At 35.3% G+C, this 19,047-nt stretch carries 19 protein-coding genes; 5 read left to right on the top strand and 14 right to left on the bottom strand.

Features of this window, described 5'->3' with window-relative positions; all coding sequences use genetic code 11:
• Nucleotides 1-49: 49 nt before the first annotated feature.
• From FC88_RS02705 to rpsN, 10 genes are all read right to left on the bottom strand, one after another.
• The gene (locus FC88_RS02705) at nt 50-1,018 is read right to left on the bottom strand and encodes an electron transfer flavoprotein subunit alpha/FixB family protein (protein WP_057812531.1); all 969 of its coding nucleotides are present in this window, start codon (nt 1,016-1,018) and stop codon (nt 50-52) included.
• Nucleotides 1,019-1,816: an electron transfer flavoprotein subunit beta/FixA family protein gene (locus tag FC88_RS02700; RefSeq protein ID WP_057812529.1), complete on the bottom strand. Its 798-nt coding sequence runs from the start codon at nt 1,814-1,816 to the stop codon at nt 1,019-1,021. It abuts the gene before it with no gap.
• Between the two features lie 9 nt (nt 1,817-1,825).
• Nucleotides 1,826-2,950 carry an acyl-CoA dehydrogenase family protein gene (locus FC88_RS02695; protein ID WP_057812526.1) on the bottom strand — a complete coding sequence of 375 codons (1,125 nt, stop codon included), beginning with the start codon at nt 2,948-2,950 and terminating at the stop codon, nt 1,826-1,828.
• A 145-nt stretch (nt 2,951-3,095) separates the two neighbouring features.
• Nucleotides 3,096-3,509 (bottom strand): MerR family transcriptional regulator, encoded by a 414-nt coding sequence (locus FC88_RS02690; protein ID WP_187323390.1) that lies wholly within the window; start codon nt 3,507-3,509, stop codon nt 3,096-3,098.
• 113 nt (nt 3,510-3,622) lie between these two features.
• Nucleotides 3,623-4,879 (bottom strand): D-alanyl-lipoteichoic acid biosynthesis protein DltD, encoded by a 1,257-nt coding sequence (dltD, locus tag FC88_RS02685; RefSeq protein ID WP_057812522.1) that lies wholly within the window; start codon nt 4,877-4,879, stop codon nt 3,623-3,625.
• Between the two features lie 24 nt (nt 4,880-4,903).
• On the bottom strand, nt 4,904-5,143 hold the full coding sequence (dltC, locus tag FC88_RS02680; protein ID WP_010018389.1) for a D-alanine--poly(phosphoribitol) ligase subunit DltC: 240 nt from the start codon (nt 5,141-5,143) through the stop codon (nt 4,904-4,906).
• Nucleotides 5,144-5,158: 15 nt separating this feature from the next.
• Nucleotides 5,159-6,367: a D-alanyl-lipoteichoic acid biosynthesis protein DltB gene (dltB, locus tag FC88_RS02675; RefSeq protein WP_057812520.1), complete on the bottom strand. Its 1,209-nt coding sequence runs from the start codon at nt 6,365-6,367 to the stop codon at nt 5,159-5,161.
• Nucleotides 6,360-7,880, bottom strand: coding sequence for a D-alanine--poly(phosphoribitol) ligase subunit DltA (gene dltA, locus FC88_RS02670; protein ID WP_057812518.1), 1,521 nt, complete (start codon nt 7,878-7,880; stop codon nt 6,360-6,362). The genes dltB and dltA overlap by 8 nt, the downstream gene beginning before the upstream one ends.
• Nucleotides 7,881-7,900: 20 nt before the next feature.
• Nucleotides 7,901-8,050, bottom strand: a complete 150-nt coding sequence (locus FC88_RS02665) for a teichoic acid D-Ala incorporation-associated protein DltX (protein ID WP_057812516.1) — start codon at nt 8,048-8,050, stop codon at nt 7,901-7,903.
• 586 nt (nt 8,051-8,636) lie between these two features.
• A complete protein-coding gene (gene rpsN, locus FC88_RS02660; RefSeq protein WP_057812514.1) occupies nt 8,637-8,906 on the bottom strand; it encodes a 30S ribosomal protein S14 in 270 nt (89 codons plus the stop codon).
• Nucleotides 8,907-9,207: 301 nt separating this feature from the next.
• On the opposite strand from rpsN, the gene FC88_RS02655 reads away from it, so the two are divergent.
• The 3 genes from FC88_RS02655 (at nt 9,208) to FC88_RS02645 (ending at nt 12,063) form a co-directional block, all read left to right on the top strand.
• The gene (locus tag FC88_RS02655; RefSeq protein ID WP_083484538.1) at nt 9,208-9,963 is read left to right on the top strand and encodes a WxL domain-containing protein; all 756 of its coding nucleotides are present in this window, start codon (nt 9,208-9,210) and stop codon (nt 9,961-9,963) included.
• A 153-nt stretch (nt 9,964-10,116) separates the two neighbouring features.
• Nucleotides 10,117-11,193 (top strand): GDSL-type esterase/lipase family protein, encoded by a 1,077-nt coding sequence (locus FC88_RS02650; RefSeq protein ID WP_057812510.1) that lies wholly within the window; start codon nt 10,117-10,119, stop codon nt 11,191-11,193.
• Between the two features lie 147 nt (nt 11,194-11,340).
• Nucleotides 11,341-12,063, top strand: coding sequence for a UTRA domain-containing protein (locus tag FC88_RS02645; protein WP_057812508.1), 723 nt, complete (start codon nt 11,341-11,343; stop codon nt 12,061-12,063).
• A gap of 38 nt (nt 12,064-12,101) precedes the next feature.
• On the opposite strand, the gene FC88_RS02640 is transcribed toward FC88_RS02645, so the two are convergent.
• Together FC88_RS02640 and FC88_RS02635 are read right to left on the bottom strand one after the other, a co-directional pair.
• On the bottom strand, nt 12,102-12,833 hold the full coding sequence (locus FC88_RS02640) for a GntR family transcriptional regulator (RefSeq protein ID WP_057812506.1): 732 nt from the start codon (nt 12,831-12,833) through the stop codon (nt 12,102-12,104).
• A gap of 138 nt (nt 12,834-12,971) precedes the next feature.
• Nucleotides 12,972-14,618 (bottom strand): alpha,alpha-phosphotrehalase, encoded by a 1,647-nt coding sequence (locus FC88_RS02635; protein ID WP_057812503.1) that lies wholly within the window; start codon nt 14,616-14,618, stop codon nt 12,972-12,974.
• 188 nt (nt 14,619-14,806) lie between these two features.
• Here FC88_RS02635 and FC88_RS02630 point away from each other — a divergent pair, with 188 nt between their 5' ends.
• A complete protein-coding gene (locus tag FC88_RS02630; RefSeq protein WP_057812501.1) occupies nt 14,807-15,349 on the top strand; it encodes a GNAT family N-acetyltransferase in 543 nt (180 codons plus the stop codon).
• A 44-nt stretch (nt 15,350-15,393) separates the two neighbouring features.
• Here FC88_RS02630 and FC88_RS02625 read toward each other — a convergent pair whose 3' ends face one another.
• Nucleotides 15,394-16,077 carry a GTP pyrophosphokinase gene (locus FC88_RS02625; protein WP_057812498.1) on the bottom strand — a complete coding sequence of 228 codons (684 nt, stop codon included), beginning with the start codon at nt 16,075-16,077 and terminating at the stop codon, nt 15,394-15,396.
• A 48-nt stretch (nt 16,078-16,125) separates the two neighbouring features.
• On the bottom strand, nt 16,126-17,358 hold the full coding sequence (gene codA, locus FC88_RS02620) for a cytosine deaminase (protein WP_057812496.1): 1,233 nt from the start codon (nt 17,356-17,358) through the stop codon (nt 16,126-16,128).
• Between the two features lie 207 nt (nt 17,359-17,565).
• Between codA and FC88_RS02615 the strand changes: the two genes are divergently transcribed.
• On the top strand, nt 17,566-18,918 hold the full coding sequence (locus FC88_RS02615; protein ID WP_057812494.1) for a cytosine permease: 1,353 nt from the start codon (nt 17,566-17,568) through the stop codon (nt 18,916-18,918).
• The last annotated feature ends 129 nt before the right edge of the window (nt 18,919-19,047 follow it).

Raw genomic sequence — 19,047 nt, 5'->3', positions numbered from 1 at the left:
TTCCAAAAAAATCCCCTATCTATGAATTAGAATAGGAGAAGTATTGTAGTTATAGTATAGCTTCAAGCGACTTAGCGAATTCCTGAGCATTCCCAACAAAAAAATAATCTGAATGCTTGAAAATTTGTGCGTTTTTATCCGTATTAATCGAAACAACAATTTTGGCATTTGATATTCCTGAAGTATATTGAACAGCTCCAGAAATTCCCAAATTGATCAGTAAATCAGGAGCAATCGTTTGGCCACTTTGACCAATCTGATCAGCAATCGTAAACGTATCCAAATCTGTCAGTGGACGTGTCACCCCAAGACTTGCATTTAACTTCTTAGCTAAGCTCACAGCACCTTCAATGTCCTTAGCGGTTTTACTACCACGTCCGATGGCTACAACGTGCTTTGCTTGCTTGATATCCTTAGCTTTTTGAGCAAGTAAAACACGACTTTTTATTTGTAATTGATCGTCTTTCTTCCATTGTATGTTGGAAACTGTTTCAATTTCCAAATTTGGATTTATTTTCTTTTCAGAACTGAAAACATTGGGACGGGCTGTGACCATCTGTGGGCGACACTCTGGTATTGTGATTTCACACATAATATTGTCGCCATATGAGGGTTTGGTTTGAATTAATAAATTGCCTTCAAAATGCAAGTCTAAACAGTCAGCTGTCAAGCCTGTTTGTAGACGAGCTTGCAATCTTGGCGCAATTGAACGACCAGCAACTGTAGCTGGAAAAATCAACGTATTAGGTGTGCCCTTTTTCTCAATCAAGTTAGCTAAAGCATCAGTGATTTCTAAATCGTCTCCAGTAGCTAAGGCATCGTCTTTAATGGTAATAATTTTATCTGGACCATAAGCACTCAAGACCTTTTCTAAATTGGCGGCGTTTTTTTCAATCAAGATAACTACTACTGGATCATGGCTGATTTGATTCATTTTAGTAATTAATTGAAAAGTTACTGGATTGATTTCATCTAAATCATTTTCCGCAAAAATCCAATTTTCCTCTATTGCTGTCATTTACTTATCCTCCGTCAAAATATTTTTTTGCTTTAAAATATCTACTAATTCACGAGCTGCAGTAGCTGGGTCGTTTGACAAACGATGATTCTTTTTAGCCACTTTTTGTGGTTCTGAAATTGAACGAACAATTGTTGGAGATCCTGCTTGTCCAACTCGTTTTTCATCTAAGTCTAAATCACCAGCATGCCAAGTAATGATTGGTTTATCGAAACTCTTAGCAATTTCAACAACATTAGTATATTTAGGACGATTAGCTTTGTCAGTAGCCGTTAGAAGGATTGGTAATTTAGCGGTAATTGTTTGTTCCATATTTTCTAACTTACGGTCAATCACTAAATGATCTTTGAAAGCGTCAATTTTATCAGCATAAGTGACTTGTGGGACTTTCAACATTTCAGCAATGATTGGTCCAACTTGGCCAGTATCTGCATCAACTGATTGTTGACCTACCAATACCAAATCAACTTGACCAACTTTTTTAATTGCTTCACTTAAAACGTAGGCTGTTGCTAAAGTGTCTGCTCCAGCAAAAGCCCGGTCAGATAAAAGAACTGCTTTATCGGCACCTAAAGCTAAGGTTTCTTGCAAGGAAACTGCAAAATCATCTGGTCCCATGGATAAAGTAATTACTTCTCCACCAACTTGATTCCTAATTGCCAAAGCTGCTTGTAGGGCATGCAAATCATAAGAATTAATCACACCACCTAGGCCACGTCGATCAATATTCTTAGTTTTTTCGTTAATCTTGACGTTTGTCGTTTCAGGAACTTGTTTAATACCAACAACTATTTTCATAATTTCCCCCTAGGCTCTATTCTTTGCTTCAATCAAAGCAATTTCAGTCCGCATTTTTTCAACGGTACCCTCAGCTAGTTCCATTGCTCTAGCATCCCTAATCAAATGTTCCACTGGATAATCCAAACTATAACCATACCCACCTAAGATTTGTAAGGCATCGTCACCGGATTTCACGGCACTACGACTTCCATAAGCTTTTGCCATAGCAGCCTCTTCTTCATAATCTTGACGGTTATCTTTCAACCAGGCAGCCTTTTGATACAGCAATTTAGTAGTTTCTTTAGCAATGGCAATATCAGCAATCTTTCTTTGAATACCTTGCATTTGAATAATTGGCGTATCGATAGCCTTTCTATGAGTTGCGTAATCAGTCACAATATCTAATTCGTGTTCCATGATTCCAGTTAATACGGCTCCCATCAAAACACGAGCATCATTATGAGCACTGTCTCCAATTTCTTTACCCATACCGACTTTGCCCAACAAATGACTTTCATCGACTTCGATATTGTTCATTACGATTTCACCGACTGGTACACCGGTCAAACCTAAGAAGTTCTCTTGCTTACCAAATTCAAAGCCTTCCATATCTTTATCAACGACAAAGAAAGACAATTCTTCAGGCGCAGTTTTAACAAGGACACAGTATATTTCTGCTAATCCACCATTAGTGATCATAATTTTGTCACCATTAATGATCCACTTGTCACCAACGTGTTTGGCATGTGAGTTAATTCCTAAAGGATTGGAACCACCACTAGGTTCAGTCATCGAAAAGGCAATGATCCGTGATTTTGCTTGAGGCAAATATTCGTCTTTCAAAGCTTGATTACCAAACTTAACGATTTGGTCGATCGATTTGAAATGCCCTTCCAAAGTAACTGCTAAGCTAGCATTACCACGCGCAATTTCATTGATCATCTCGGCAGTAGTTGACCCATCAAAGCCCGCTCCACCATATTCCTTAGGCAACATCGTACTCAATAAATCTGTTTCTTTTATTTTATTTAATAAGTCATTTACATATGATCTCGTGTGGTCAATTTCCATATCAAATGGTGCCACTTCATTTTCAGTGAACGATTTAACCATCCGTAATAGGATTTCTTTACTCGTTTTATTTTGATCCATAGCGCTCTCCTTGAATGTTAATTTTTTCACATATAATAATAAAAAAATATCCAAACTAATCTATCTAGCCACATGATATATTAGTTTAGATATAATGTAAATATAATTATTTTATATATGTGCAATTATTTATGTGTATCATTTTTTAAGGCTTATCCAAGTGCATTTCTTCCTTAACGAATTTTTCCGTACCATCATTAGTTGCCTTGCCGTAATACTCACATTTAAAATTAATAACATCGAGTGTTTCTTGTAGTTGGCGTATTTGTTCTTGAACGGACAAGCGCAATTGTAAAAACATGTCAAAACGTTCTTGGAGCGATTCATCACCTTCAGTCGTCCATTTAATGAATTGTTTGATTTCTTTGATTGGCATCCCGGCATTTTTTACACATTCAACTATCTGTAACGTACTTAAATTCTCTTCAGTAAAGCGACGTACCCCAGCTGAATTTTTCTTTAAATTAGGAATCAAACCTTCTTTATCATAGTAACGCAATGTGGGCACCGACAAGCCAAATTTTTCAGCTACTTCACCGATTGAATAAGTAGTTTTTATCTCTTGCATAATAATCTCCTTAACCTAAAGTTAACTTAACATATAGTGTGATAATAACATCTTTACATCAAAAAAGCCCCTCTGATCCATTCAGAGAGGTTTTTCATCGATTCTTAAAATTGATTATCGCTAGCCCATTCATTCGTTAAGAAGTAACTGTTCATGTGATATTGCGTATCCTTTGGATCGGCTTTCTTAGTTTGATAATAACCTTTGAGACTCTTATCTAGCATTAACCAGCCACGCCAGCCCATGTGGATCGTATCTTCAGCAATATAATTAGGATTCTTAACATTTGATAAATCTACAATATTATTGAAACCTTGAGACTTCAATTGATATTTGATTTTCTTATCAAAATTAGTAATGGAACTCATTGGCATGCCCGTATATTTGACCCAATAAGGATTGATTGGTTGAATGACAAACATTACCTCAGTATTATTTTGAGCAAACATATATAACAAGGCTTGAAAATCATTGTACTCAGGGGAGCGAGTATAAGTTACGTGTCGATGAGCATTTTTATACTTGACGATTCTCTTTCTTAGTTCCTTTTTGTAAAAAGAATTGCCAATTTGTAAATCATTATCAGTTGAATGTTTCTTTGCCAATTTAGTAGCCAGTCGGTTCAAATGTTTGTAATCATAAGTATCAGGTAATTGACTAGCAGCTTTATCAATCATTTTTTGGTGATCATTCATCGAAAGTGCTCCAAAGAGATTGTCCTGACTTTGCAAACTCGAACGTGAAATCCTTTGAATGTACATCCGTTGAAAATTAGTAATCTGTTGACCTTTTGAAATACGTTCTAAAGCTCCGTCTTCAATTGGCCCCTTGCTAACACCCAGATCAAGTACTCTTTTGGCAACGTATTTATTCATCGCTTTGTCACCGTGGTCAGAATTTAAAATGAATCCGGTCAATTGTAGTGGTGACAAGAAGTATTTAAATGCGTCAGATGGAACACCAGTTTTAGTAAACCACTGCGGTGAAATAATAAAGACAGCTTTATTGCCTTTCAAATTAGACATTCCACCAACATTGATAGCTTGAGTCAATGAAGCAGTACCAGGATTACCTTGCAAGAATGGTTTATTCTTCCAATGATATTTTTGTGCCATGGAAGATGGGTGGAACGGATCCATTCTAGAAAGTTCCGATGAACCAATAATAGGAATGTAGTTTTCTTTTTCAGCAGCATTCTTAACGCTCTCACCTTTTAAAACTCTTACATCCAATGAAGTGGCCGCCTGGTCAATTTTTTTAGGAGTGACAGTTTTAAAATTGATTGGTGCAAATAGAAGGATCAACAATGCAACAATAGCAACTATAACAGGTCCAAAAATCATCCATAACTTTTTTTTCATAATCTACTCTATTCTAAATTTACTCTATTCCAATTCTTGTACACGTTGAGCAATTTTATTTACAGTCGACCATTGTGAACGGTCAAATTCTGAAACTGGTACTTGGATACCAAAAGTATCTTGTAATGTAACTAAAACTTCTACAGTTGCCATTGAATCTAAAACACCATCTTTAAATAGATCTTGATCAGCATCTGAGCCTGCATCATCCAAACCTGTAACATCTTTTAAAATATCCACAATTTTGTTTTTAATTTCGTCCATAATAAGCTCTCCTAACTAAAACCATAATTTATCTAAAATACCTGAAAAAATCATAAAACTGAAACATACAACGTTGAAAGTCAAGAAGACCGCAAACGCATGAGTAAATTTATTGCTTGGAATACTCTTGCGATGTCTCTTCTTAAATCTCAACCAAGCATCGTTAGTGATCATTGCAAAAGCGTGGAACAGACCATAAACGATGTAGTACCAAGTTTCACCGTGCCAAAATCCCATGATCAAGAACAAGGTCAAATAACCGAAATTAGCAATATGAACACGATTCTTGATCCACTTGTGCTTGATCATCGTAAACATCAAACGCATGTAAATGAAATCACGGAACCAAAATGACAAAGTGATATGCCATCTATTCCAGAAATCCTTGATGTTCTTGGACTTAAATGGTGCCTTGAAGTTCATTGGCGTCTTGATACCCATAAAATTACTGATTGATACCGCAAAGAGTGAGTATCCAGCAAAGTCAAAGAACAGATACATACTATAAACGTACATATAAGTCACCAAAGCCCAAGAAATTCCAAATGGCGTTTCACCACGATAAGATAAGGTCAATATTTGAATCTTTGGTAACAACAAGGTTCCGAAGAAATAACCGATAATGAACTTATAGGCCAGACCTTGCATCAACTTATTAACACCACTATGTAATAACTCAATGTATTCATCACGACTAGGAACCTTTAAAACATCCTTTTGGAAACGTCTGAAACGATCAATTGGTCCTGAAGAGATGGTTGGGAAGAATAGTAAGAACCGAACGAACTCATACGGCTTGATATTCTTAATTGCTCCATCACGGATCTCCATGATAATTTCAACCGCTTTGAAGGTTAAATAACTGATTCCCATGAAGCCAAATAAGGAAATCGTAGCGTTTTTCAACAGTGGATCTAGCTTGACGAAGACCAACGGAATAATTGCTAGTACGACAAACATAGTAAAAATCCAGAAATTATTGTGTTTTTTACGATACGACAAGTAAATAAACACTAGAAGCATTTCGTAGAGAATGTAAAAGATCAATGAAATTCCTTGCGACATGTTTCCGCCAAAGAAAGTGATCCAAAGAATTACAACAGTTGCGAAGAAATCATAAATGTGAAGCCGTTTGCCAAACCACAGTCCAATCATGATCGGCAATAAAAGTAATAGTAAATAGATAAAGTAATGTGGACTGCTATAAGGAGTAATGTTATTCATTAATCTCGCCTATCAAAGTCTTTCTATCAATTTTTCCATTTTTACTAATTGGCAACTGTTTAACGAATTTGAGAACATTAGGAATCATATATTCCATCGTCGTTTCTTTGAGTGAACTTTTGATCGTATCTGTTAGATCATTAGTATCATAATTGTCGTATTCATCTTCTAAGACAATACAAGCAATCATTTTGCTAACTTGTTTCTTCTTGTTATAAAGCGGTACCGTACAAGATTGTTTAACCTGTTTAAGATTGCCCAAAAGTGAATCGACTTCTTCTAATTCGATTCGATAACCATGCATCTTAATCTGAAAATCTGTTCGTCCGTGGTAATACAATAAACCATCTTTAGCCTCGCTAACCATATCTCCAGTATGGTAGAAAATCTTGCCGTCGATATTTTCAAAAGCTTTTTTAGTTTGAATTGGATTGTTCAAATATCCCTTAGAAACATCGGGACCACTGACTAACAATTCTCCTGTCATCATACCGGTCTTTGGATCGACATTACCTATAATTTTGTGTTCCATATTGGACTTGAGGTAACCAATTGGCAAACGGTCGTACTTATCTAACGCTGTCTGATCGATCAAAACAGATGTGATGGCTACTGTATTTTCAGTTGGTCCGTAAGTGTTATAAACTTTAGCACTTGGAAACTTCTTTAATAATTTTTGAGCAGTGGCATGGGTCAACTCTTCACCACAGAACATAAACTTATTTAGTTGAGGTAGATGTTCTTCATCAAATTCTCTAAATAACAAGCACATTTCAAAAAATGATGGTGTTGAAACCCAAGTGTTGAAATCAGATTTCAAAATAGCTTGTTGTAGTTTACCAAAGTTCTTCGTTGTGTCTTTATCCACAATATTCAAAGTAACGCCACTCATAAGTCCTGGATAAATATCGAAGACTGAGAGGTCAAATGAAAATGGTGCTTGTAATAACATCTTCATTTGGTCGGTATAATCAAATTCTTCTTGAGCCCAGTGTGAAAAATCTAAGATATTATTCGTACTTATTTGCACACCTTTGGGAGTTCCAGTTGTACCAGAAGTAAAGATGATATAGAAATCGTCATCTAAGCCAACACTCTTGTTACTGTCATAAATATTGTTATCTGATGACAAGATTTCTTCCAATTCAGTTTTAGTGACTTGGGGAGTTTCCACGCCAAAGTCTGTAATGTTACTCCAGTTTAAGATCAAGCTTGGTTTTGCTACCCCGTTAATTTGAATGACACGAGATGGATCAGAAGCATCATCAACTGGAATATAAGGATGTCCAGCTTTGATTGAACCTAGAAACAAAACTAGCATTTCAAATTGTTGCCCTCCAAAAATAATCAAAGGACTTTTAGCAGGCAAGAATTTATCTTGCAAGAAACTGGCAACTTGATCTGATTTTTGTAATAGTTCTTGAAAAGTATGTTTCTCTTCACCATTTTGGTAGCAAATCTTTTCGGGGTTTTGTAATGCGGTAGTTGTGATTTTCTCAATAATCTTATTCATACGATTTTCCCTTCTTCTCACTAAAACTCGTTATAAATAAATTTGGCACTGCCGACGCCGTTGTATCCATAAATGTATAAAAGCACTATAAAAATCGCGAAAAATACAATTGCTTTTATAACGAACATTGTGATTGGTTTCTTTAAAAAATCTAGAAAGTTATTCTTCATAAATAACACCTCGATAAAAGACTTAGCTCATGCGGAAACTATATAACCATTCAAAATAAATGGTGTCAAACCAAAAAATGAATCAAAATAATTGAATATTGTTATTTCTATATCACCTGTATAAACATTATAATAAAAAAATAATTATCAATAGTCAGCTTATTTTGTAAAAGATCTTTGTCTTTTTTGATTTTTTACTATTTCGTTGCGGGTTTTCATCACTTCTGTTTAAACAAATTAATTATAATTTATTAATAATAGCTTTTCAAAATATACGCTCTGTAGTTTTGTTTTTTGATTTTTTAATCTGTTGCGATAAATTTCCCCAACAACCGCTTTTTATTATTATCCGTGAGTTTTCAAAAGTAAATGAATGCTTGATACAATTACCAAAGTGTTAGTCCCGTGTGACATTTTTGTAAGATAAAGCGTTTTCTTAATGACGATATTGTTAGGTAGTTATTTCCTATCAATATCTTTGATAATTAAAATAATAGCCAATTATATTAGAATGCATATAAAAAGACCCCGCCAGAATATTTCATTCCAACGAGGTCTTTTCTTCATTCACAAATCATATTTATTATTACCAGCTAGCTTTTCTTACACCAGGGATCTTACCCTCATGTGCCAACTTACGAAATGTTAATCTAGACATACCAAATTTTCTCAAGTATGCATGTGGACGACCATCATATTGATCACGTGAATGCATTCTAACTGGAGATGCATCTCTTGGTAATTCACTCAATCCTTGATAATCATGAGCTGCCTTTAGTTGTTTACGCAAATTAGCGTAATGAGCCACTGTTTCTTGTAATCTTTTTTCACGTTCAATTTTAGCTTTGCGAGCCATATCTTACCTAACCTCTTTTTTATGTTTGTTAGGAAGTCATTACTAGTGATTTCTTTTATCATCTCAAACTTATCAGTAAAAACAAACACTATCAAATAATTTGTTTGAAAGCAATTTATAAGTCTCAACAAAAAAAATCGAATATTCAGTAACCAAAATAATAGTTCGTAAAAATTAATCTTGTTTCAGTTTAGATAAAAAACATTTATGAATTACGATACAAACCGTATGATTTATTTTGCTAAACTTTAGACATGGTATAGGTGTGTTTTGAAACCTAAATAAGAAGTTAGGGGGACAAATGATGAAATGGTTTAAAAATGTCGTTCGTTTATTGCTACTAATCAGCCTTAGTCTATCCCTGTCTCCTTTAACCACAGCTCAAGCAGCAGATGCCATCCAAGTTCAGGATACTTTAGACACCACTATAGAATCCGACAGTACAAATTCTGACCAAACAACAGCTACTTCTAACGTTAACGTTACCGTTCTTTCTGGAATTTTAACCTTGGAAGCGGTTCCTGATTTCAACTTTGGAACTCTAATGGCCAATTCAACTGGTAAATTAAAGAGCAATACTACTGATACAACTGGTTTTACTGATGGCACTACTGCCGGTATTGATGGTAATGATGACGGACTTTTAGAAGTCATTGATTCACGTAACATGACTAGCGACATGCCTGGTTTTACTTTAACAGCTTCAATGGGACCTCTTAAAACAATCGATACTGATACATCGGCCGATTTAGATGCCATTTTATATTTAAGTGCTATTCCACTATTAAATGGTGATCAACAAAATATTTCCAACAGTTCCAAAGACTTATCTACTCAGGCTGCAACGATTGATAGCACTAAACAAGACGCTCCAGCAACTATTATGAATCTCGAAAAAGGTAGTTATAATGCTGGTATTATCAGCGCTAAATTCAACACTCCTGATTCAGCAAAATTACATGTTGGTGGTACTAATAATGGTACTGAAAAATCATCCAAGAAGAGAAATGCAGTAATTACTTGGACTTTGAGTGCTAAACCTAGTGTTACTCAATAATTATTTTCTTATTTGCCATAGAATTGCTTATCAGATTCTATGGATTTTTTTTGCTTAAATTTCATTAATTTTTATGTTTTTATCAAGTTTAAATTGTTTAAACATGCTATCATATTAGTAGAGAATAATTTACCACTTAAAGAAGGCATAAAAATGATAATTACGACGACGTGGAAGCATAATTTTACTAATTATGACAATTTAACTGAGATTAACAAGGCTAAATTTCAACATCTAAAAATTTTTCAACCTTTGGCGACTAAAAAAATTCGCTTTCAAATGAATAATCTTTACGACGAAACGCCACTTACGATTTCACATTTGGAAATTTACAACTCAGCAGCACACAAAGTTTATGTAACTTTAAACGGTAAAACTAGTTTTAAAATTGAACCACGCTTAATTCAATGGTCAGACTGGATCGATGTCGACTTACCTTCTAATACATTCTTATCGATCGACATTACCTCACCTAAAGTTGAAATCCATTCAGTTGGCCTAACCATTTCTAATGACTTAATCAAGACACAAATCAATCATCCCCAAATGCCCAAATATTTCTTTGGAATATCAGCCATTCAAGTTCAAACTGAACAAACTTACGAAAAGATAGCCTTCTTCGGTGATTCTCTAACTAATCAAGGGAATTTTTCGGCACCTTTAGCAAAGGATTTAGAACAGAATTTTCATATTATGACGGGTAATTTTGGAATATCAGGTAATCGCCTATTACATCAGGGAAATAGTACTTCTCAATGGTCCACGAGTTTTGGCGAAGCTGGATTTACTCGCTTTGATCACATGTTAGCCAACTTCCAACCTAATATCGTGATTTTTATGGAGGGTATCAATGATTTACTGCATCCTGGAACTGGAACTCCAATTAGCGAATTGCCAACATCCAATGCAGTCATCACCGCAGTCCATCTTTTAAAGGCTAAATGTAAAAAACACGATACAACTTTTGTTCCAATGACGATAACCCCTGCTAACGGAAATATGAACAATGGCGTACCTGGGTGGGACAATAAGAAAGAACAAGTACGTTTGGCTATTAATCGTGAATTATTGAAAATGCCACACATCATCGATTTATCTACCTTAGTTAGTGAAAATGATCATCTGAAATCAGAGTTCGATTGCGGCGACCACGTCCACTTTTCTAATGAAGGCGGTAAAATTGTTGCAAATTATATCAAAGAACAACTAATTCGAAAAAGAATGTTTTAATTATTCCCGTAATTTTTATCAGTATTAAATTTTGGAATATGGCATTATACATAAATGTACTATTTCTTGCAATATCGTATTTAAATCATTTTCAATATAATATATTATTAATAGTATATATTGATCAATTGTATTGGAGCGTTATAAATGACTGAGACTACAAATAAAGATATCTATCAAGAACTTAAACAACGTGTAATCAATGGAAAATATAATATAAAAATGCGTTTACCTACTGAAGAATCGTTAATTGCCGAATTCAAAGCTAGTCGTTATGCTATCCGTAAGGCAATCAAACAGCTTTCCGATGAAGGTCTTGTATATAGTGTTAAAGGAAAAGGCGTTGTCGTCTTAGAACAAACACCCAAAACTCAAGAAATCAACTTGAGTCTTCGTGATATTAACAGTTTACAAAATCTAAATAAGGCAGAAGATTTAAAACGAGCAACAATTATTGCTGACTTCCAACAAGTAATTGTTGATGAAAAACTCAGTCATAAAACTTCTTTCGCCGTTGGTATTCCAGTTTATGCAATCAAACGTGTCCGTCGTATCAACAATAAAAACGCTGTCTTAGATTTAAACTACTTCAACGCGCAAATTGTTCCCGGTATCACTGCAGAAATTGCTAAAGATTCCATTTATTCATACATCAAAGATGACATGCAAATGAAAATAGCTGTAGTTAAGCGTCAATTAAGAATCGAGCACGCCGAACAAGTCGACTATGAAAACCTTAACCTTGGCATCAACAATTGTGTCGGTAACATGGTCAGTTTTGCCTTTAATGACGATGGTAAACAATTTGAATATACGGAATCACATTTTATTCCTGATAACTTTATTTTCAATCAAATTATTAAATTTTAAACAAAAAGAGCCGACCGTTTTGGTCGACTTTTTTGTTTCTAATAAGATTCAAATCCCACTAATGAGAAATGATCAGGTACATATTTCGTTTCAGTACATTCGAACAAATTACCCAGATCAGTGTAGACATATTTTTTTAAGGCGCCAACACAATTAGCCTCTTTGAGATCTAAAACATCGGCCTCTTTTTGAGTTACTGTTTCCACGGTAGCAACTGAACGTGCTGCCGCAATCTTAAATAGTTTTTCATCTCGTATATATTGGTAGATCGAATTTTGAGCATTTTCAATTGTTAAATTAGGCATGTTATCTTGTCTAAAATAACTAGTATCCATAGCCATAGCTTTGCCATTAACTAAACGCAAACGTTCAACATAGTAGGCCATATCTCCAATTGAAAAAGAAGTATGCTTCGATAATTCATCATCGATCTCAACTTCTTCAAATTTCAAAACTTTCGTGCTCAATTTCTTAATGAACTTATTCTGAGGAAAACTCATCAAATCTTGGAATCCATAATGATTAGCTGCTGAAAAGATTACTCGATTGTCCACGATTGGTTCCAGAACAACCACTCCGCGGCCTTTAACTGTATAAACTAAACCGTCAGATTGAAGCTTTTTCAACGCTCTTCTAATCGTATTTCTAGTTACGCTGAAACGTTGCGATAATTCTTCCTCACCAGGCAAAATTGTCTTAGGTGGATAAACATTGCTATCAATTTCACCTTTTAATATATGATAAATATCTGAATATAAGTTCTTTGGCATTTTTTTCTCCTCAATTTCAGTGGTGCAAAATTTGAATACCCTCTCTAATCGAGCTTTTTTAATTTGACTAATGTAATATTCCGTCTTCCACACAAGTCTTGTGATTGGCAACCGTAACAATTTAGTCAAAATTATATTTTATTTTTCTAACATGACTGATTCATATGGTCGTAAAGTTACTGTGTCTTTGTTTAACTTGATTCCCTCATAATTACCAAGCAGCAAGTCAAAACCATTAGCGATTTTTCTTTCTTGCATTTGATCAGTGAAATTAGCCATTACTAAAATTTTACCCTTATTATTAATTCTTTCATAGCTATAAACGCTATTATCTTGCGAATTTAATAATTTATATTGTCCATTTATGAGAATTTCTTTATGCTTACGTAGAAAAATTAAAGCTCGATAGAAATCAAAAATATTATTTTTCATTTTTAAGACTTTTTCAACTGAATAGTCATCATGGTGTAGTGGTTTTAACCATGGTTGACCAGTAGTAAATCCATAGTTTCGCTGTGAATTCCATTGCATTGGCAAACGGGCATTTTCACGCGATTTTTGCTGCAAGATTTTAATAGCTGTTTCTTCAGCAACACCATTTTTTACCAATTCGTTGTAGGCATTGATCGACTCGTGATCGTTATATTGCTTAATATCAGTGAAATAAGCATTCTTCATCGCAATTTCGTCACCTTGATAAATATAAGGCGTGCCTTGCAATCCAAATTCGACCATCGCTAACAATTTGGCTGATTGATCACGATATTTCGTATCATTAGTGAATCTTGAAATGGCTCGTGGTTGATCGTGATTGTTCCAGAATAATGCATTCCAACCACCATGAGCATTCATTTTCACTTGCCATTCGCTCAAAACTCTCGTTAAATCAGACAATTTGTATTGTCCAAGCGTCCATTTATTCCCATTAGTATAGTCAACTTTGACATGGTGGAAAGTAAAGGCCATTGAGAGTTCTTGGCGGTCAGGATTAGTATATTTAATTGCTTCAGAAATCGGCGTTGAAGACAATTCTCCAACTGTCACAAAATTATTAGGTCCAAAAACTTTTTCATACATTTCATGGATGTATTCGTGCACGTGTGGCCCATTGGTATAGAAGTTACGTCCGTCGTCTAGAGGTGTAACAAAAGTGTCATTAGGCATCTCTTTAGCCTTAGAAATATTATTGATAACGTCCAAACGGAAGCCATCGATTCCTTTAGCAGCCCAGTATTTTAACATTTTGAAAATTTTATTACGCAATTTTTCATTACGCCAATTTAAGTCCGGCATTGTCACGTCATACAAGTGTAAATAATATTGATCTAATTCTGGTACGTATTTCCATGCACTACCGCTGAATTTGGAAACCCAATTATTAGGTTCATGCCCGTCGACTGGATCTTTCCAAATATAAAAATCATGATATGGATTGTCTTTTGACTTCAAAGCTTCTTGGAACCAATGATTCTCATTAGACGTATGATTCAAAACCATATCCATAATAATTTTGATATTACGTTTATGAGCTTCATTCAATAAATTCTCGAAATCTTCCATCGTTCCAAAAACAGGATCAATTTGATAGTAATCTGCGATATCGTAACCATTGTCATTGCCTGGTGAACGATACATTGGAGTTAGCCAAATCAAACCGATTCCAAGCTTTTGTAAATAATCTAATCGAGAAATAATACCGTTGATATCACCGACACCATCCCCATTAGAGTCTTGAAAACTGCGTGGATAAATCTGATACACAGTTTCTTTTTGCCATTCCCTCATTAATTAAAACTCCTCAATATTTGAATTTAAAAATGCACCTACTTAACGCCGTAATTCTATAATATGTTTATACAGCTGTCAATGATTTAAATTATTTTGATTTATTGTTTTTTTCGAAATAAAACAGTTTACAGACGCAAAATAATAGTTTATATTCTAATTCTAATCGAGGATTTGGAGAAAAAAAGATGCGTCAAATTACAACAGAGAGATTACTTATTCGTCCGATTCAAGTTGAGGACTTTAACGACTTACAAGCTATCTTGTATGATCCTATGGTAGTTAGATACACTAGGTATCGCAATGTTCAAGCCGCGAATAATTTCGCTGAACTTTTTAACTCTCATTTTCTAGGATCAATCTATTCTTTTGGTATCGAAACTAAAGATACCCACCAATTAATTGGCTTTTACGAATTCCATCCTGAGGGATACAGTGCACTATTAACTTATGCTCTAGCTCAAAGTGCTTGGGGCAAAGGATTCGTTGCTGAAGTTGGCAATATTATGATGGCTTATGGATTCGAAGATTTAAACTTCGAACGAGTAGAGGCCCACTACGCCAGTCTCAACCCTAGATCTGGTCGGGTTATGGAAAAAATGGGTATGACTGATTTGGGTTCCATTGGCACCTTCCCATCTCCACATACGGGAGAAATCAGAACAGTTATGGCTTACGAGCTGACCAAAGAAAATTGGTTAATAAATAATACCCCCGAACAGGCTGTGTAAAAAGGACCTTAATTCGCTAATATCAGTGAACTAAGGCCCTTTTTTTAGATTAAACTTTGATGTATATCTTGCATACCACGTTCAATTTTTTCTAATTCATCCGCATATTCTTGCAATTGATCGCCATACTTATCGACTAATTTTTTTTCGACATTAGTCTTATAACGCAACTTATGTTCCAAACTAGCCCACATATCCATGCCGACAGTTCTAATTTGAATTTCTACTGGAACATCGATTGGTCCTTCAGCTTGAAAAACAGGTACCTTGACAACAATGTGCAAACTACGATAACCACTAGTTTTTGGATGCTTAACATAGTCTTTTCGGCGCAACAACGTAACATCCGACTGTTTTTTTAACATTTTTTCAATTTTATAAATATCATCGACATAATTAGTGATTACCCGAATACCGGCAATATCAAAAATATTTTTTTCAATACTCTCAACTGTCAGTTCATAACCTTTACGATCAGCTTTTTGTAAAAGACTTTGCATATCTTTCATTCTGGATTCCATGTGATGAATTGGATTGTAATCGTAATTAACTTGAAATTCTGAATCAAGATTTTCCAGCTTGGTACTGATTTCTTTTTGACCAGCTTGATATAGTTGAAACATCTTGATCATTTTAGATAGTTCATTAATATCTGGGCGATTTTTTAAACCACCTAATTGCGATTGTAATTTACGTAAATTAATAACATTGGGTCTTTCTAATATCATTATTCCATCCTTACAAAAAAGGACAACCTATTGGCTGCCCCCGATTTATTAAATATACAACTCTGTTTCAGCAGGTTTAGTTTTACCAATAACTTTTCCATTATGAACTGATAATAAAACTGCAGCTCGCTTATTGATTGCATCATAGAAATTGTGTGCATCCAACAAGACGAAGTTAGCAGGTTTTCCGACTTCAATTCCGTATTGGTCCTCAACTTGTAAAGCACGAGCACTATTCAAAGTAATGAACTTGTATGAGTCCATAATTTGTTGATGACCCATCATTTGCGTTGCGTGCAAACCTTCAGCTAAGACATCGAACATATTACCGTTACCCATTGGGTACCAAGGATCTTTAATATCATCCTCACCAAAGGCCACGTTGATGCCTTCATCAGTCAATTCCTTCACTCTAGTCAAGCCACGACGCTTAGGATAAGTATCAAAACGTCCACCTAAGTACATGTTTACCAAAGGATTAGAAATAAAGTTCATTCCTGACATCTTTAATAGACGCATCAATTTATACATGTAAGCATCATTATATGACCCCATAGCCGTTGTATGTGAAGCTGTAACACGTTGTCCCATACCACTTTCATAAGCTAGGGTAGCAAGTGTTTCTAGGCTTCTAGAACTAGGATCATCAATTTCATCAGTATGTGCATCGAACAACAAGTCATTTTTTTGTGCCAAATCAAAGGCAAAGCGTAATGATTCAACTGAATATTCACGATTAAATTCATAATGTGGAATAGCTCCGACTACATCAACACCCAAATCAACAGCCTTTTGCATCAATTCTTTACCATTTGGATAAGAAAGGATACCTTCTTGTGGGAATGCAACTAATTGTAAAGTCATCCAATCTTTAACGCTTTCACGAACATCGATCAAAGCTTTTAAAGCCTTCAAACTAGGATCAGTTACATCAACATGAGAACGAACAAATTGAATTCCGTGGCTAGCTTGCATCTTCAAAGCTAAAGTAGCCCTCTTTTTAACATCTTGATACGTCAATGATTTCTTACGTTCAGTCCAAATACGAATCCCATCGAACAAGGTTCCATTTTCATTCCACTCTGGTTGACCAGCTGTTAACGTTGAATCTAAATGAACATGAGGATCAATGAATGGTGGCAAAACTAATTTTTCGTGACCAACGATTACTTCCTCACCATCTTTTGGCGTTAAATGATCAGCAATTTCAGTAAACTTACCATCTTCAATTCTAATATCTTGAGCGGATTGATTTTGGATTCTGACTTGTTGTAATAACATCGAGATACACTCCTTTGAATTTTTGATATAGTATACAATTTATTAGTTGACATTGCCAAGTTCATAAACTAAACTGACAACAATATAAAAATCTTTTTAAAGGCAGTCCAGTGAGGCTGATAAAAGAGCGGTAAATAGTTAATTATTGAGGGAACTGCTCAGGTGCGGTTCCCTTTTTTACTGCTCTGATTATGGGGGTAAACAACTATGAAAGAACACATTCAAGCTACAACGCCTGATCAACGAGCTATGTCCAAATGGGATCTATTTGCCACTTGGATCGGTGCTAACGCCAATAATGGAACTTGGTACATCGGAGGTGTTATCGCCGCTGTCGGATTAATCAAGGCATCAACTTCATTAGTAATCGTTGGTTCTCTATCCTATGTTTTATTAGCTTTAGCATCTTACATGGGATATAAAACTGGCTTACCAGCTATGACCTTGACTAGACCGTCATTTGGTGTTAAAGGTTCAATCTTGCCATCTCTAGTCAACGTCATTCAATTCATCGGTTGGGCGGCTATCAATACTTTTATCGCTGCTACTTCCATCAGTTTCATCCTAAAAGACATCTTAGGCTGGAACAATTCAGCTTTCCACAATCAATTCAGCATCATCATTGGAATTGTCGTTATGTCCATTCTACATCTAATCAGTATTTCAGTTGGGGAAAAATCAGTAAAATGGATCGAACGTTTTGGGATTATCTTAGTTATCATCTTAGTAACTTGGGAATCAGTTGTTGTTTTAAAAACTGTTCCCTTCCAAGAAATCATTAAATGGCAACCTGCTGCTAAGTTCCAACTTTCTAGTGGAAAAATCGTCGATATTTTAGCAGCCTTTAACCTAGCTTGGGTCACTGCGGCTGCCGATTTCAGTCGATTCACTAAAGACAAACATGCCGCAACAACAGTCTCATTCTTCGGTGCTAATATCGGTTTATTCTGGTTTGCCTTTATCGGTTTAATTGCAACCATTGCTACAGCTATCACCATCAACAAATTCGATCCTAACAACGCCGACCCTAGTACGATTGCTGCTAAACTAGGGCTTGGAATCTTAGCCATGTTAGTTATCGTCATCACTAGTACCACGGCCAATGCAGTTAATTTAATGGCTGCAGGATCTGCTATGACTAACATCTTCCACAAACTCAAATTAACACCAGCTCTGTGGATCGTCACTCTAGTTGCTACTGTCATGACCTTCATTCCCGTTTACGTAGCTAGTTTCTTAACTACTTTTGAAACTTTCTTAGACGGTATCGGAATGTTCTTAGGACCAGAAATTGCTATCTTCTTAGTTGACTTCTTCTTTATTAAGAAAAAAGACTATCAAGTCAGCGAACTTTCCAAACCTCAAGGTAAATACTGGTACACAAAAGGTATCAATCTAATGGCAGTCATCACTTGGGCAATCGGAGTCTTGAGTTACTTAGGACTAAACAAAATAGACTTCATAGTTCAAACAGTTGGCGCCACCTTCCCCGCTATGATCATCACTGCTGTTCTTTATTACCTAGTTAGTGCTAGAACTAAAAAAATTAATACAATTTAAATTACGTAAAAGAATTTCTATTCAATAAAACTGGGCGTGAATCCCACGAATTCATTCGTGGGAGGTAAGCCCTCTCCTTTCTTATTAATATATTTGGTTTTTGATATTGAAATTCTTATAATATACCCT

It is taken from the genome of Companilactobacillus futsaii JCM 17355 (genome assembly GCF_001435505.1).
GTDB classification, from domain to species: Bacteria; Bacillota; Bacilli; order Lactobacillales; family Lactobacillaceae; genus Companilactobacillus; species Companilactobacillus futsaii.
This window is presented reverse-complemented; position numbering and strand designations above follow the sequence as displayed.

Bases quoted from the DNA above. Each gene is read 5' to 3' on its own strand.
- FC88_RS02705 (WP_057812531.1), bottom strand. From the start codon at position 1,018: ATGACAGCAATAGAGGAAAATTGGATTTTTGCGGAAAATGATTTAGAT.
- FC88_RS02700 (WP_057812529.1), bottom strand. From the start codon at position 1,816: ATGAAAATAGTTGTTGGTATTAAACAAGTTCCTGAAACGACAAACGTC.
- FC88_RS02695 (WP_057812526.1), bottom strand. From the start codon at position 2,950: ATGGATCAAAATAAAACGAGTAAAGAAATCCTATTACGGATGGTTAAA.
- dltD (WP_057812522.1), bottom strand. From the start codon at position 4,879: ATGAAAAAAAAGTTATGGATGATTTTTGGACCTGTTATAGTTGCTATT.
- dltC (WP_010018389.1), bottom strand. From the start codon at position 5,143: ATGGACGAAATTAAAAACAAAATTGTGGATATTTTAAAAGATGTTACA.
- dltB (WP_057812520.1), bottom strand. From the start codon at position 6,367: ATGAATAACATTACTCCTTATAGCAGTCCACATTACTTTATCTATTTA.
- dltA (WP_057812518.1), bottom strand. From the start codon at position 7,880: ATGAATAAGATTATTGAGAAAATCACAACTACCGCATTACAAAACCCC.
- FC88_RS02665 (WP_057812516.1), bottom strand. From the start codon at position 8,050: ATGAAGAATAACTTTCTAGATTTTTTAAAGAAACCAATCACAATGTTC.
- rpsN (WP_057812514.1), bottom strand. From the start codon at position 8,906: ATGGCTCGCAAAGCTAAAATTGAACGTGAAAAAAGATTACAAGAAACA.
- FC88_RS02655 (WP_083484538.1), top strand. From the start codon at position 9,208: ATGATGAAATGGTTTAAAAATGTCGTTCGTTTATTGCTACTAATCAGC.
- FC88_RS02650 (WP_057812510.1), top strand. From the start codon at position 10,117: ATGATAATTACGACGACGTGGAAGCATAATTTTACTAATTATGACAAT.
- FC88_RS02645 (WP_057812508.1), top strand. From the start codon at position 11,341: ATGACTGAGACTACAAATAAAGATATCTATCAAGAACTTAAACAACGT.
- FC88_RS02640 (WP_057812506.1), bottom strand. From the start codon at position 12,833: ATGCCAAAGAACTTATATTCAGATATTTATCATATATTAAAAGGTGAA.
- FC88_RS02635 (WP_057812503.1), bottom strand. From the start codon at position 14,618: ATGAGGGAATGGCAAAAAGAAACTGTGTATCAGATTTATCCACGCAGT.
- FC88_RS02630 (WP_057812501.1), top strand. From the start codon at position 14,807: ATGCGTCAAATTACAACAGAGAGATTACTTATTCGTCCGATTCAAGTT.
- FC88_RS02625 (WP_057812498.1), bottom strand. From the start codon at position 16,077: ATGATATTAGAAAGACCCAATGTTATTAATTTACGTAAATTACAATCG.
- codA (WP_057812496.1), bottom strand. From the start codon at position 17,358: ATGTTATTACAACAAGTCAGAATCCAAAATCAATCCGCTCAAGATATT.
- FC88_RS02615 (WP_057812494.1), top strand. From the start codon at position 17,566: ATGAAAGAACACATTCAAGCTACAACGCCTGATCAACGAGCTATGTCC.